Genomic DNA, 13,385 nt, shown 5'->3' on the forward strand with positions numbered 1-13,385 from the left:
CAATATTTTTTAGCATTTTATAAAGTCTGGTTATGCGAGAATAAAAATCAAGTTATCTTCTACGTAATACCAAAACACAAAATGGCTACGCCTTTTTGTGTTTTTAAAACCCTTACTGGATTTGGTTTTTAATTCACGAAAGTGTTGCCGCACTTTTGTGAATTGGTATAACTTTGCAAGGAACTATAGAAAATACTAGGAGCTAACTAGGTATGGAACATACTAACGACAGATCAACAAAAACTTCATCTTTAGTAAACCCCACATCTCTAAATCTGCAACCTAGACCATTCGCTCTATTAGATTCAGAAGAAAAAGATGAGGCGATTTCACGCAAGTCTGGATATACAGAAAATTTTTTAGAAAAAATAATTAATACACCAAGTTCAGAATCAGCAACACCTGTGCAAAGGAAATCAGGAAATCGCCTGAAAGCGATCGCTGCTGAGAGAATGGCAATCCAATCAAAACCTTCAACTAATGCAGCCTTACAAAATCAACCAGTTCAAAGGCAAGAATCTGTAGAAGAAGAAAAAAGTGAAGGGGAACTGGAAGATGCAAAAGAGTTCACAATGAATCCTGAACCTCCGCCAGTACAAAGAAAGTCTGGAAATCGATTGAAGGCGATCGCAGCAGAACGGCAAATGGCAATTCAGGCAAAGCAGTCTACGGATGCCGAATCTGTCGTGACAGTGCAAAGAAAGTCTGGGAATAGATTAAAGGCGATCGCTGCTGAGAGAATGGCGCTCCAAGCAAAGCTTACCATTGGTCAGCCCAATGATAAGTATGAACAGGAAGCTGATGCTACTGCGGCTAGGGTTGTCCAACAAATTCATTCATCAACTAATTCCCAAAGTCAGCCAATTCAGCGACAAGATTTGGAAGATGATGATAAATTGCAAATGAAGCCTCTAGTACAAAGGAGTGAAAACCTTGGAGGTGGTGAAGCATCAACTGATTTAGAGTCGGCAATTCAAAGTGCACGGGGTAGTGGACAATCGCTAGAGGCAAATCTGCAACAGTCGATGGGGCAAGCGATGGGAGCAGATTTTAGTGGTGTAAAAGTACATACAGATTCGCAGTCTGACCAATTAAACAAATCAATTCAAGCAAAAGCTTTTACGACAGGGCAGGATCTGTTCTTTCGGCAGGGTGCGTATGAGCCGAGTAGTCGAAGTGGGCAGGAGTTGATTGCCCATGAGTTAACTCATGTAGTGCAGCAAAATGGAGGGGCGGTGCAGCGATCGCAGATACAACGAGAAGATCTTGTGGAGGGAAAGGATCAGTTTGCTGATGATGCGATTTACAAGCGAAAGTACAAACGAATTGGCTCAACTAGTATATTTCTAACTGATGAAGACGGCAGCTTAAAACTCAATGGTAATACGCCACAAACAAAGAAACTTAAAAAGGAAAATAAACTTCAAATAGTCAGAAGAGAGATAGATCCTGATGGTCTTCCTGAAGGAGAATATTGTTTGGTTAAATTCATGGAAGTTGATGTTAATCAACAGAAGGCAGATACTCTCAATTTGAATTGGGTATATGGTTATACAAAACCAGATACAATAAAAGCTCTAGGTGAATACAAAGATATTTCAACAATTGGCACTAGTAATACTAATCCAAAGCAAGGAAAGATACTACCACAAGCTCAAAACGATCCTCCTATATCTCAAACTGATGTTTTTCAAAGTGCCATCTCAGATTGTTATCTTCATGCTGCTCTAATTTCTATAGCAGAAGTCAACCCAGCAGCCATTACTGGGCTATTTACCAGAGTCGGGGATGCAGACTTAGATATTACTTTCCCAGGATTTAATGATAGCGGTCATCAGCACCCTGTCTTAAAAGTCACAGTCCAGAAAAAACTATTTATTGCGCCAGATGGATCACCTTTATACGGTGGAAGAAAAGATAGTTATTTATGGCCTGCATTTATTCAAAAAGCTTGGGCTATTTCCAAAGGGAAATATGCAAACTTACCTATGGGTAAACCATTTGAGATTATAGGCATGATAAGTGGCGAAAAATCAAAGATAGAACTCATATCCTCAGAGAAAGGAAGTCCTGAAGTCAACGAAGCATGGAAACTATACATCCTTATTGTCGAGTCTCTGGAAAACAGTAGACCACTTGTGGCTGGGACAAAAACATGGACTGACAAAACAACAAGTATGAATCCCTTTAAATCAGACGGATATAAGATGCCCCAGAAGAGCGAGCATGGTGGTATTGGAATAGCCCATTGCTATTCCATTCTTGGTATTAATGACAATGCTCAAATACGCCCTGAGGATAATCCTGAGGCATTACCAAATGCAATTAAGGTGACTTTAAGAGACCCCAGAACTCCAGATAAATTACTTCAAACTCCACTAGAAGATTTGTTAGACAAAAGAAAATTTGCATATGTCACGGGTAACTAAATACTAATTATGTTTATTCAGTCCAAGCCGATTTGGCTAAAAATGCCAGAAGAAATTGAGGCTTTTCCTGTTCGGTGCATGAATAACAATGTATTGCACTGTCGATTATCTTTACCAAAACACTGGGATGTTATGCCAGAGATGACTGAAACACCCTTAGAAATTGAGCATATATTTCGTGGCTCAAATATGAGTGAGTGTTTAACAATTAATTTCATGAATAACGTAGACCTGCAAGCAGATATACGTGACTGGCTGGATTCAATCTTGGCTTTGACTGGATTCCCTATACTAGGGATCAAAACAGTTTATCAAGAAGCTGATTTGATAACATGGATATATCAAAAAGATCTCTCCCTTGCAAAGGGATTTGATGTTGATGAATTTCATGCTTATCAAGGGCTGGCTCAATTAAGTGACAATTTGAATCTGAATTTCCTCTATGTTCTGTTAGCTCGTCGGGGAAAAAAGGCATGGAAAATTTGCCTTTCATTAGATTCAACCTACACATCAAAAACAGTAGATTCTGCGAACCTAAACCCTGATTACGAGAAAGCTGGTTCAATATTCGGAAATTTATTTTTTCTACCTGATAAATGACTATTTGATTGAAATAATGAAGCTAATCTCAATTTCTTTTGGTGCAATTGCTTATCTTATAGTTTTGATATTTGGGTATATCGCTGTGGGGTATCTCCTTGCGGCTTACAATGTAAATATGTTTATTTTGATCGGAAATTACTTAGTTACATTGAGATTAGCCCAAACAGGAGCATCTTCAATTAGTTTAGCGATCGCTTGGATTTCCCTGTGGATCTGGGGTGCTGTATTTGTGTGGGCAAAGCCATTCATCTTATTAGAAATAAGTGCTCAAACTGTCGCTTTATTGTTACTATCATGTTGGATACTAGCTACTGGCATGATTTTTTTACTAGCATTTGCCAAATCAAAAATGCATAAGTTAGGACTAGACAATCGTAAATCCACCTATGGATTAATCATACTTACATGGGGAGCCATGACAATTGGTTGGCATCTGTATCAATGGACAACTAGATAATAAATACAATAAATAAAAGAAATACAAGGAAAAGAAGTGAGCCAATCTTTTAGAAGTTACAATGCGAGAAATGTAGATTACTATATGCACCAAATTCCTCTACAGGTTTTGGAGAAATTAGACGAGGCAGAGATAGAACAAATAAAATCAGTTATTCATACAGCAATTCCTAAATCTTCTCCAAAGTTAATCGATCTCAGATTTGTGATTGATCTTATTTTCACCCGCTACTTTGTTGTGCTAATGATCGGCAAAGATAGGCGTAAACAAGATAGACAATATGAAGTTAAAGGCTTTGCTAAATTTGCCAACATAATTGCCGCAATTTTATTGATTATTGCCATGAGTTTACTTATTAGCGCAGTTACTATTTTAATTCTCTATCTTCTTAAGTCTGCTTTAGGAATTGATTTATTTAAAGGTCATGTAACTGAAGTTCTATTTAAAAAATAAAGGCTCATAGTTTAGTGCCGCATACCTTACAGAATTCTGCATCAGCATCATGTAAAGACAATCCACAGCCTGAACAGACACTATTCTTCATTATGTCATTATCGCGATCGCTTTGGTTTGCAGTTTGCACCAATCGCTTAAATAACTCGCCTAACTGCACAGGGATCAAGGCAATACCAGTGAGAACCATGATCACTGTCGTCAGTTTACCCGCGTCAGACCTAGGCATGACATCGCTATAGCCCACAGTAGTCATCGTGAAAATAGAAAAATAGAAAGCATCAAGAAAGGTATGAAACTTGGGATTGCTAGGATGTTCGATTTGGTAGACCAAACCTGAGAAGACAAACACGATCGCAAATAAGGTGAAGAGTATCCTCAATAAAATGGCGATATCTTCGGTCTTGTTAACAAATAGAGCCTTTGACTCCACCAAACGAATCAATCGCAAAATCCGAAACCAGCGCAATAGCCGAATAAACGTCACATCGATCGCCCCTAAAAAGAATGGCAAAATTGCGACTAGATCGATAATTGCATAGAGACTAAATAAATGTTTGAGTTTCTCTTCGGCACAAATCAACCTCAAAAAATATTCAAAAACAAACACACCAAGGATGATGTCATCTAGCAAATTGAGACGGTGGCGTGTAATCTCGGATATTTCGTAGGTTTGGGCGACAAAACTGACGGCGGAGGCAATTACAAGAATTGCGATCGAGATATTGATCAGTTTGCCAACGGGTGTAGCAAGATCATCAAGATAAAAGTTAATCTTCTGACTGATTTTCTGTCTTAACATAACGAATTAAATAATACCAAATTGCAGATTCCAAAAAACAAAGCCCAAAAATTAAAGGTGGCGCTCCGCAACACCTTTAATTTTCGGGCTTTGCGACAAGCTATAATCAAATATCTCCAGCCATAGATTAATTTAGGAAACCATGCTACTACAGGGACAAAAAATCACGCTGACCATCGACGATCTAGCTGATAGCGGCGATGGGGTGGGGCGTTATGAAAATATCGCCATCTTTGTTCCCAATAGTGTTCCTGGCGATCGCATTACCGCGAAATTAGAATTTGTAAAAAAGAACTTTGCTCACGCCAGTATTGAGAAAATTCTTTCACCATCAAGCGATCGCGTCTACCCTAAATGCATCGTTGCCGATAAATGTGGCGGTTGTCAATGGCAAACAGTGGGCTATCCCGCACAGTTGCGAACTAAGCAAAATATTGTCTTACAAGCTTTACAACGCATCGGTGGTTTTGATGCTGAGATGTTAGAAGCACTCATTTCACCGATTGTGGGCGCGAAGGAAAGTTTACACTATCGCAACAAAGTCACTTATCCCCTAGCAACGGGACGCGATGGCAATCTTAAGGCAGGATATTATCAAAAGGGAACCCATAAAATTGTCAATCTCAATCAATGTCCAGCCCAAGATATCCGACTCGATCCGATGTTGGAAGAAATTAAGCGCGATATTCATAATCAATGTTGGGAAATCTATGATGAGAAGACGCACACAGGGCTATTGCGCCATCTAGGGCTGCGCATTGGTCGGAATACAGGTGAAGTCTTGATTACACTAGTAACCAGAGATTGGGATGTCCCGAACTTGAGTGTATTTGCCCAAACTTGGTTAGATCGCTATCCTAAAGTTATGGGTGTAATTCTCAATTGTAATCCTGACAAAACCAATGCAATCATGGGACGCGACAGTCGTTGCATCGCAGGCAAGGATTATCTTCTAGAGAAATTTGCAGGTTTAACTTTCCGTTTGCGCGGCGACACCTTCTTTCAGGTCTATACTGAGCAAGCCGAGAAGATGCTGAAAATCATTGAATCAGAACTTGATTTGAAAGGAACAGAAATCCTCTTAGATGCCTATGCAGGAATTGGCACGATCGCATTACCGTTAGCGGAGCAAGTCAAACAGGCGATCGCGATCGAAATCCAGCCGCAAGCAACAGCTCAAGGTAAGCTTAATGCTGAACTCAATGGGATTGACAATGTAGTTTTTCATACTGGCAAAGTCGAAGAATTAATCAGTACACTCAATCTGCAACCTGACATCGTGATCCTCGATCCACCACGCAAAGGTTGTGAACCTGAAGTAATTTCCTATCTACGCGAATTTGCTCCCGATAGCCTTGTCTATGTCAGTTGCAATCCCGCCACACAGGCAAGAGATCTGAAGCTGCTATGCGAAGGCGATCGCTACCAAATCACCCGCATTCAACCGATTGACTTTTTCCCACAAACTTCTCATGTCGAGGCGATCGCCTTTCTAAAAAAGTCGTAAATTAGAAAACCCCACAAATTAGCAATCCAGTAATTCTCAGGTTGAAAGTAAGCAGCAGACATACTTTCAACCTGAGAATTGCTTTAAGACGATCGCTACAATGTTATGTTAGAAAATCTGTTTTTATCTTTGTTGTAATGTCTAAAAACTATAAAATCACGCTTTTACCTGGGGACGGGATTGGTCCCGAAATTATGAAGGTAGCGGTGGCGGTGCTACAAGCGATCGCACCCAAATTTGGTATTACCTTTGCTTTCGAGACAGCTCTAGTTGGCGGTGCTGCGATCGATGCGACAGGTCATCCTTTGCCCGAAGAAACTTTACAGCTTTGCAAAAATAGTGATGCAGTTTTGCTAGCCGCAGTTGGTGGCGAAAAGTGGGACACGATGCCATCAAATTTGCGCCCTGAACAAGCTTTACTAGGCTTGCGTGGTGGCATGGGCTTATTTGCCAATTTACGACCTGCTCAGATTTTGCCGCAGTTAATTGATGCCTCGACTTTGAAACGTGAAGTAGTTGAAGGCGTAGATATTCTGGTAGTACGCGAACTTACAGGCGGCATTTATTTTGGCAAACCCAAAGGGATTGTCACCGATGAAAATGGTGTGCGTCGTGGTTTTAATACGATGGTTTATACCGAGCCAGAAATCGATCGCATTGCCAGAGTTGCCTTTGAGGCTGCTCAAAAACGTCGTGGTTCTGTCTGTTCAGTTGATAAATCCAATGTTTTGGAAGTATCGCAACTATGGCGCGATCGCGTGACTAGTATTTCTAGCGAATATCCTGATGTGAAGTTGTCCCACATGTATGTGGATAATGCTGCTATGCAGATCATTCGCAATCCCAAACAGTTTGATGTAATCCTAACTAGCAATCTATTTGGTGATATTCTCTCTGATGCAGCGGCGATGCTAACGGGTAGCATCGGAATGTTGCCATCGGCTAGCCTCGGGGAAGCAGGAACGCCTGGTGTGTTTGAGCCTGTGCATGGTTCTGCTCCTGATATTGCTGGTAAAGATTTGGCAAATCCTTTAGCTCAAGTTTTAAGTGCGGCGATGATGTTGCGCTATGCCTTTAATGAAGGAGATGCAGCCGATGCGATCGAGCTTGCCGTAAATAAGGTTCTCGATTCGGGCAAGCGCACAGGCGACATCATGGCTGATGGTTGTGAAAGATTAGGCTGCATCGCTATGGGAGAAGCATTACTAGCTGCACTCTAAAAAAGCAACTATTTTCCTCTATAGCAATGTAAGTTTTGCTTAGTTCATAAAACCCAAAAGACAAGTGACGGTGCTTCGCACCGTCACTTGTCTTAGGACAAATCAAAACCCAATAATTGATTGGCGGCGCGAAGCGCCGCCAATCAATTATTGGGTTTTATATCCTAGTACACTACTGTCAAAGTCTTTCAGGAGATGCTTTTCATCTCCTCATTCTTTAGCTCTAAGGGCGTTCTTGATTAGCATTTGCGGGAGGTTTAGGAGGTAAACCCAAAGCTTCAACCAATTTTTCTTTGGTGATACCCAACTTCTTGGCTGCCGCATCTAAGTCAGGACGTGGTGGCTTAGTACGAGGACGATCTCCATTAGACTCTTCGGGAGGTTTAGGAGGCAAACCCAAAGCTTCAACTAATTTTTCTTTGGTGATACCCAACTTCTTAGCTGCCGCATCTAAGTCTGGGCGTGGTGGTTTATTGCGAGGTCGCTCTTGACTGGTTTCTGACTGTGCCTGAGCAGATAAATTCAAGTTCAGTGCACTTGGTAAGATCGTTACAGCCCCCTCTAAGATAAGAGCGATCGCTACAACTTGGATTGACTTGGTAAATTTAATCATCGCTAACCTTTGAAATTACTCTCGATACATTCCATCAAAACCTAAAAAAATTACTGATTACTTAGCAAGTGCATTACAGTTTTGTAATTTTTCTAAAGGCAGTAGGCAAGTAAAATATATGGTAGTGCTAGATGCTAGCAGTTCAGGTGATGCTTTGAGCCACCCGAATCGCTAGATCAAATATGAGGAATGTTTATGAACGTTCTATATATTGAAGATGAAGAGAAAATTGCCAATTTCGTGTGCATTGGGTTAAAAGAACATGGCTTTGTAGTTGATTATTGCAATAACGGTAATGATGGCTATGCGCGTGCTTCAACTTTTGAGTATGATGCGATCGTGCTGGACATTATGATTCCTGGGAAAGATGGCTTGGCGATCCTGAAAGGCTTACGCAAAGAGGGAAGTACTACTCCCGTAATTTTATTAACCGCACGAAACGAGTTAGATGATCGCCTTGCAGGGTTAAATCTCGGAGCCGATGATTACATTGCCAAACCATTTTTTGTCGAAGAATTAATTGCTCGTATTCATGCTGTTGTTCGACGAGTTTCAGGCGATCGCCAAAATATTCTCAGCGTTGCTTCACTAAAATTAGACCGTCTTACCCGCGAATTCACCTGCAAGCAGCAAGTAATTGAACTTACCTCGCGCGAATTCAATCTACTTGAATATTTGATGCGATCCCCAGGTCGCGTTTTTACGCGCACCCAAATTCTTGAACATGTTTGGGGGTATGACTTCAATCCAAACACCAACATAATTGATGTTTGCATTCAACGCATTCGTAAAAAAATCGAAAAAGTCGATGGTGAAGAATGTCTGGAAAGTGTGCGCGGTGTCGGTTATCGTTTTCGCAAGCCAATCTAGAAACCATTGAAGCTCAAATCATTCCGTGTTCGTATAGCCTTATTATCTGCTTTATTAGCGGGAACTGCGATCACGGGTTTTAGTGGAGTCACTTACTTTCTATTCTATCAATCCAAATTAAATGCGATCGACAATGATATCAAAGAGCATCTCCTACGTGAATCCCTAGTCCCAAGACCAACTTTTCATTGGCAAGCTTACGAGAAAAATCGAGCTTCATTTTTGGGGAATCAGACTCAAAATGCAATTGCTCTGTTGGTTATTGATGCCAATGGCAAAACTATTCATCAATCCCAGAACTGGCAAATAGAACTATATCCTGAATCACTATTTCCTAATTTTCCCAATTCAGCGATCGCTAATCCTAGACCGCCTCAAATAGAATCACAGCTCTCAACAAAGCCTCCAAATCTTGAAGCCCGAAGACCATCAAGACCTAATCCCAACCGCAACCGATTAGAAGGAAATGCATCTTTTGCGATCCCTCCAAAATTAGAGCAGCCAGCAAATCCAAGTTTAGAACGCCCCCAAGATGGATCTTTTGAAGTTCCCAGAAATTTATCCGATCTAGTCACGCGCAATATTTCAACGGGAAAGTGGCGTATGGGCACTGTCTCTGCACCATTTATTAGAATTGCGATCGCAGTAAATTTACAAGTAATTGATCACGAGATGAGTGCAGTTCAAAATGTTTTTCTGATCGCCGTGCCTTTAACTCTTTTATTAGTGATGCTCGGCGCATGGTGGTTGTCGGGTGATGCATTGAAACCAATTAGAAACATTACGGCAACTATCCGCCGAGTCAATGCCAAAGGGCTTAATCAGCGTACATCAATTGTAAATATGGATGTGGAATTTGTGGAACTAGTCCAAGTGTTTAATCAAATGATGGAACGACTAGAACGTAGTTTTCTACAAGCTTCAAGATTTAGTGCTGATGCGGCTCACGAACTCAAGACCCCTTTGGCAATTTTACAAGGAGAGTTAGAGCTAGCGTTACAACGCACAGAGACAGGTTCAGCAATGCAGCAAACTATAAGCAATTTAATTGATGAAGTCTGTCGCTTGAGTTCAATTACCCGCAAATTGCTACTGCTTTCCCTTGCCGATGCAGGTCGAATGAATGTCCAATCAACAGCATTTAATTTCTCGCAAGTTCTTGATGAATTAGCCGAAGATATCGAAATCCTAGCGCCTGAACTGAAGCTAAAATTAGATATCTCACCTAACTTAAAAGTTCTGGGCGATCGCGAATTGCTCACCCAAGTTCTCCAAAATCTAATCAACAATGCAATCAAATATAACTTACCCAATGGCTGGATTCAAATTCTTGCTAAGCAAAAGGGAAATTCGCTATTTATTACTGTGAGCAATAGTTCAAAGGATATACCTGCTGGCGATCGCGATCGTATCTTTGAGCGTTTCCATCGTGCCGATCACTCTCGTAATCGCGAGGTTGAGGGCTTTGGTTTAGGGTTAAGTCTCTCAAGAGAAATCTCTCGCGCTCATAATGGCAACTTGCAACTTGATCAAGCAATTTCAGGCAGTACCAGTTTCACACTCCTGTTGCCAATACATCCTCATCATTGATGACAGCTCTTTGTTCTCAAACCCAAACCAAAGAAAATTTCAAAAATTTCTTTGGTTTGGGTTTGATCAAAGAACGCAGTAAGCTAATCATCATTAACAAACCATCTTCAAAACCCACAAATATCTTGCAAATCAACACGCAAATCGCTGTAATCAGAATTACTGAGATAGATTCCAGCAATTCTCATTATGAAACCGATTTTGGTGTTTCAAGCGCCTTTGGCGCTTGAAACACCAAAATCGGTTTTTTGAAAGCCCGCCTTAGGCGGGCTTTCAAAAAACCGATTTTTACAATGAGAATTACTGAGATAGATTCCCTTAACTATTAGGAAAGGTGATCGTCACGATATAATAGTAAACCTGAAGATGCGATCGATGGAGTCCCCCAGTTTAGGATAAACCTTAATATGCTTACTTATTCATTGCTAGAGCAGATCCTAATCAATCTGGGATATGCCGTAGATTTTAATCTTCGTTATCATGCTAAATTAACCGCTTTTATTCCCGTTGATGGCTATGAATCAGACATAGAGCTTGAATTTCGAGAGGGCTATAGCAGCGAATTAGGCGATCGCGAGGCTTTACTTCAACTAGAATGGCTGATGGCTGATGGCGAAAGCTGCCTAGTTCTAGATAGTAATTCTTTGGATGATGTCGATGAAGTTCCCCACGTATTTTCCACAGAGAAGCTCATCTTGAGGAAAGTGTTTGATCAGATATTACAAAAAATTGCCAAAGCTTCCGAAAGCTCTGTACACACCCACCAAAGCCAATAAAAATTTTAAAATTATTGTTTTGCCGCACTTTTAAAATTTATTGTGTTTCATTTCATCAGAAATTGTTACAAGATAAGAGATAGCGCTTTTCGTCATCTCTTATCTCTTTTGTAGATATCTCAGCTAGAAGGATGTTCTGTCTCTTCGGTTAACCCACTCCATTCTATATCTTCTAGCTCATTAATCTGACGATAAAACTTTTGTAAATAGCTGAGATCGCTAGCGAATAAATTTTCGATTACCATCGAACTAATTTCTTCCAACCCCCCTAATTTAATAATTACTCTCGCTAAAATAATTACAGTTGCGTAAGCAGGATTACTTCTTACACGCGGATCACGCATTGGGATAATCTCATCGATCGCTCTAGACAATCGCATTACACCTTTACGGTGTAGATTGCCATCACCATCAACATAGCCCTTGGGTAGCGTAAATTCAAACTCTGTTTGAATCATATTTGAACCATATTTTAATCATAAGCGTTTAATTAATCTATTAATTAATCCGTAAAAAGTCTCTAACGGATAACTCTATCTCAGTAATCGCAAATTCGCTAGCATCAGCTTTAAATTCGGAAACTTTGTAACGCATCGGCCAAGCGCCATTAAATCGAAATCGAGCTTTTTCTATAGAAGCTTGGTCATAAACAGTGATATCTCCATCTCGGAGTTGTTGCGCCCAGTTACCATCTTCCACAGCTTTCAGCCAATTCCACATGGTCATGGAAATATTCAGCCCTTGTTTGAGCGTAATATTCTCACTTTTAACATTTCCTGGCAGCTTTGTGCGGACGACCCGTCCTTTTGTCGAACCACTCTTTCCCCATACTTGCGGAGTAACTTCAACAATTTCAATTGCTTCTTGACTTCGCGACAACCCACTACATTCCATAAAGTAGCCGTCAATTTTTTCTAAGCTACCCTGTAAAGTAATTTCTACATAAAATTTAGACTTAGCTAAAAATTCTATTTGCGTTTCTGCTGTCATGAAATCACCTTCCTCCAAATTTTAATATGAGTGGCGCTCAGCACCACTCATAACTATGTTTTTAAGTTTTGCGGTGCAAAGTCTGATACACAAATTCAATCGTCTCGGTGGCTAGTCCTTCAGAACCAGCTTCTAGCTTAATTGATTTATAGCTAGCGGGCATTACTCCAGTCATTTCCCAAGTAGCAGCAGCTTCGCCGCCCTGATTGTAAAGAGTGATCGTACCAGTTTTGCGCTCGCCTTTGGTTTTAGTACCACCACCTGCGAATGGCTCAGAATGCGAGTCACTATACCATTTGATCAGGCGATCATCCCCAACAGTACAGACAAACTCAACAGTAACCTTACTGTTAGTTGCACCTGTAACAGTAGCTTGAATTACTGATTTACCACTTTTTGATACTCCATAGGACTTACTATCTCCTGCTGTTTGGAGGGTTGAGCCAATACCACTGACTTTTTTTACAACCAAGTCCTCTAGCCCCGTTAAGCTAAAGTAATATTTAGAAGAGGCTAAAAATTCATCTTTTGCCATATTTTTGTGCTCTCAAAATTTTGATAATGCGATAGACATGTAAGCGAATCTACTTCACTCGGTTGATTTGCTCAGCGATAATTTCATAGGTTTCAACCGCCAAATCTTTACTTTCAGAACTGAAATCACTTACTTTGTAAGATTTCGGCCAGCAGTTGATTAGATCCCAGCGAATTACCTCATTATCGCCACTATCGTAAGCAGTGATTGAACCATTCTTACGATTTGCAGCCCATTCCCCTTTACCTCCTTCGCTTTTAGGCATGACAGCTAGGAACCAATTGTAAAAAGACATGTCCCCTTCAGTGACATAAACTTCAATGGTGACATTAGGGTTTTCTTCAAAACCTGCCGATGTACTTTGCCAAATAGTTTTGCCGCCTTTGGTGGATGCTAGTGGTTTTTCATGTCCTGCGGTTTGCCCCGTAAAACTAACTTCAGACACACTTTTAATTAGTTTGTCTTCCAACCCAGCAAATTCTACATAGTATCGACTAGTAGGAATTGGTTTAAGTTCTGCCATTCTTCCTCCTTGAAATC

Annotated in this window: 15 protein-coding genes; 9 read left to right on the forward strand and 6 right to left on the reverse strand. The window is 40.6% G+C overall.

Annotated features, from left to right (window positions below):
• Positions 1–212: 212 nt before the first annotated feature.
• From CQ839_RS19005 to CQ839_RS19020, 4 genes are all read left to right on the forward strand, one after another.
• Positions 213–2,429 (forward strand): DUF4157 domain-containing protein, encoded by a 2,217-nt coding sequence (locus CQ839_RS19005; RefSeq protein WP_146048770.1) that lies wholly within the window; start codon positions 213–215, stop codon positions 2,427–2,429.
• Positions 2,430–2,438: 9 nt separating this feature from the next.
• Positions 2,439–3,029 (forward strand): hypothetical protein, encoded by a 591-nt coding sequence (locus tag CQ839_RS19010; protein WP_103669874.1) that lies wholly within the window; start codon positions 2,439–2,441, stop codon positions 3,027–3,029.
• Between the two features lie 118 nt (positions 3,030–3,147).
• On the forward strand, positions 3,148–3,489 hold the full coding sequence (locus tag CQ839_RS19015) for a hypothetical protein (RefSeq protein WP_146048771.1): 342 nt from the start codon (positions 3,148–3,150) through the stop codon (positions 3,487–3,489).
• 84 nt (positions 3,490–3,573) lie between these two features.
• Entirely contained in the window at positions 3,574–3,942 is a 369-nt protein-coding gene (locus tag CQ839_RS19020; RefSeq protein WP_258040794.1) for a hypothetical protein, read from the forward strand.
• Between the two features lie 4 nt (positions 3,943–3,946).
• On the opposite strand, the gene CQ839_RS19025 is transcribed toward CQ839_RS19020, so the two are convergent.
• Complete coding sequence (locus tag CQ839_RS19025) at positions 3,947–4,744, reverse strand: ion transporter (protein WP_103669877.1); 798 nt, start codon at positions 4,742–4,744, stop codon at positions 3,947–3,949.
• Between the two features lie 142 nt (positions 4,745–4,886).
• On the opposite strand from CQ839_RS19025, the gene rlmD reads away from it, so the two are divergent.
• Together rlmD and leuB are read left to right on the forward strand one after the other, a co-directional pair.
• Positions 4,887–6,251, forward strand: coding sequence for a 23S rRNA (uracil(1939)-C(5))-methyltransferase RlmD (rlmD, locus tag CQ839_RS19030; protein ID WP_103669878.1), 1,365 nt, complete (start codon positions 4,887–4,889; stop codon positions 6,249–6,251).
• A gap of 137 nt (positions 6,252–6,388) precedes the next feature.
• A complete protein-coding gene (gene leuB / locus CQ839_RS19035; protein WP_103669879.1) occupies positions 6,389–7,471 on the forward strand; it encodes a 3-isopropylmalate dehydrogenase in 1,083 nt (360 codons plus the stop codon).
• Between the two features lie 223 nt (positions 7,472–7,694).
• Here the strand turns inward: leuB and CQ839_RS19040 are convergent, their stop codons facing one another.
• Positions 7,695–8,084 carry a hypothetical protein gene (locus CQ839_RS19040; protein WP_103669880.1) on the reverse strand — a complete coding sequence of 130 codons (390 nt, stop codon included), beginning with the start codon at positions 8,082–8,084 and terminating at the stop codon, positions 7,695–7,697.
• Between the two features lie 195 nt (positions 8,085–8,279).
• On the opposite strand from CQ839_RS19040, the gene CQ839_RS19045 reads away from it, so the two are divergent.
• The 3 genes from CQ839_RS19045 to CQ839_RS19060 all read left to right on the forward strand — a co-directional run bounded on the left by CQ839_RS19045 (position 8,280) and on the right by CQ839_RS19060 (position 11,320).
• Positions 8,280–8,954 (forward strand): response regulator transcription factor, encoded by a 675-nt coding sequence (locus tag CQ839_RS19045; protein WP_103669881.1) that lies wholly within the window; start codon positions 8,280–8,282, stop codon positions 8,952–8,954.
• Between the two features lie 6 nt (positions 8,955–8,960).
• Positions 8,961–10,544, forward strand: a complete 1,584-nt coding sequence (locus CQ839_RS19050) for a cell wall metabolism sensor histidine kinase WalK (RefSeq protein WP_103669882.1) — start codon at positions 8,961–8,963, stop codon at positions 10,542–10,544.
• Positions 10,545–10,951: 407 nt separating this feature from the next.
• A complete protein-coding gene (locus CQ839_RS19060; RefSeq protein ID WP_103669884.1) occupies positions 10,952–11,320 on the forward strand; it encodes a hypothetical protein in 369 nt (122 codons plus the stop codon).
• Between the two features lie 119 nt (positions 11,321–11,439).
• Here the strand turns inward: CQ839_RS19060 and CQ839_RS19065 are convergent, their stop codons facing one another.
• The 4 genes from CQ839_RS19065 to CQ839_RS19080 form a co-directional block, all read right to left on the reverse strand.
• Positions 11,440–11,778, reverse strand: coding sequence for a hypothetical protein (locus CQ839_RS19065; RefSeq protein WP_103669885.1), 339 nt, complete (start codon positions 11,776–11,778; stop codon positions 11,440–11,442).
• Between the two features lie 40 nt (positions 11,779–11,818).
• Positions 11,819–12,310, reverse strand: a complete 492-nt coding sequence (locus CQ839_RS19070; RefSeq protein ID WP_103669886.1) for a phage tail protein — start codon at positions 12,308–12,310, stop codon at positions 11,819–11,821.
• Between the two features lie 61 nt (positions 12,311–12,371).
• Complete coding sequence (locus tag CQ839_RS19075; RefSeq protein ID WP_103669887.1) at positions 12,372–12,845, reverse strand: phage tail protein; 474 nt, start codon at positions 12,843–12,845, stop codon at positions 12,372–12,374.
• 49 nt (positions 12,846–12,894) lie between these two features.
• On the reverse strand, positions 12,895–13,368 hold the full coding sequence (locus CQ839_RS19080; RefSeq protein WP_103669888.1) for a phage tail protein: 474 nt from the start codon (positions 13,366–13,368) through the stop codon (positions 12,895–12,897).
• Positions 13,369–13,385 lie beyond the last annotated feature (17 nt).

The sequence above is a fragment of the Pseudanabaena sp. BC1403 genome (assembly GCF_002914585.1).
In the GTDB taxonomy this organism is placed as follows: domain Bacteria; phylum Cyanobacteriota; class Cyanobacteriia; order Pseudanabaenales; family Pseudanabaenaceae; genus Pseudanabaena.

Excerpts from the sequence above, each read along its gene's own strand:
- CQ839_RS19005 (WP_146048770.1), top strand. The coding sequence starts at position 213 with ATGGAACATACTAACGACAGATCAACAAAAACTTCATCTTTAGTAAAC.
- CQ839_RS19010 (WP_103669874.1), top strand. The coding sequence starts at position 2,439 with ATGTTTATTCAGTCCAAGCCGATTTGGCTAAAAATGCCAGAAGAAATT.
- CQ839_RS19015 (WP_146048771.1), top strand. The coding sequence starts at position 3,148 with ATGTTTATTTTGATCGGAAATTACTTAGTTACATTGAGATTAGCCCAA.
- CQ839_RS19020 (WP_258040794.1), top strand. The coding sequence starts at position 3,574 with ATGCACCAAATTCCTCTACAGGTTTTGGAGAAATTAGACGAGGCAGAG.
- CQ839_RS19025 (WP_103669877.1), bottom strand. The coding sequence starts at position 4,744 with ATGTTAAGACAGAAAATCAGTCAGAAGATTAACTTTTATCTTGATGAT.
- rlmD (WP_103669878.1), top strand. The coding sequence starts at position 4,887 with ATGCTACTACAGGGACAAAAAATCACGCTGACCATCGACGATCTAGCT.
- leuB (WP_103669879.1), top strand. The coding sequence starts at position 6,389 with ATGTCTAAAAACTATAAAATCACGCTTTTACCTGGGGACGGGATTGGT.
- CQ839_RS19040 (WP_103669880.1), bottom strand. The coding sequence starts at position 8,084 with ATGATTAAATTTACCAAGTCAATCCAAGTTGTAGCGATCGCTCTTATC.
- CQ839_RS19045 (WP_103669881.1), top strand. The coding sequence starts at position 8,280 with ATGAACGTTCTATATATTGAAGATGAAGAGAAAATTGCCAATTTCGTG.
- CQ839_RS19060 (WP_103669884.1), top strand. The coding sequence starts at position 10,952 with ATGCTTACTTATTCATTGCTAGAGCAGATCCTAATCAATCTGGGATAT.
- CQ839_RS19065 (WP_103669885.1), bottom strand. The coding sequence starts at position 11,778 with ATGATTCAAACAGAGTTTGAATTTACGCTACCCAAGGGCTATGTTGAT.
- CQ839_RS19070 (WP_103669886.1), bottom strand. The coding sequence starts at position 12,310 with ATGACAGCAGAAACGCAAATAGAATTTTTAGCTAAGTCTAAATTTTAT.
- CQ839_RS19075 (WP_103669887.1), bottom strand. The coding sequence starts at position 12,845 with ATGGCAAAAGATGAATTTTTAGCCTCTTCTAAATATTACTTTAGCTTA.
- CQ839_RS19080 (WP_103669888.1), bottom strand. The coding sequence starts at position 13,368 with ATGGCAGAACTTAAACCAATTCCTACTAGTCGATACTATGTAGAATTT.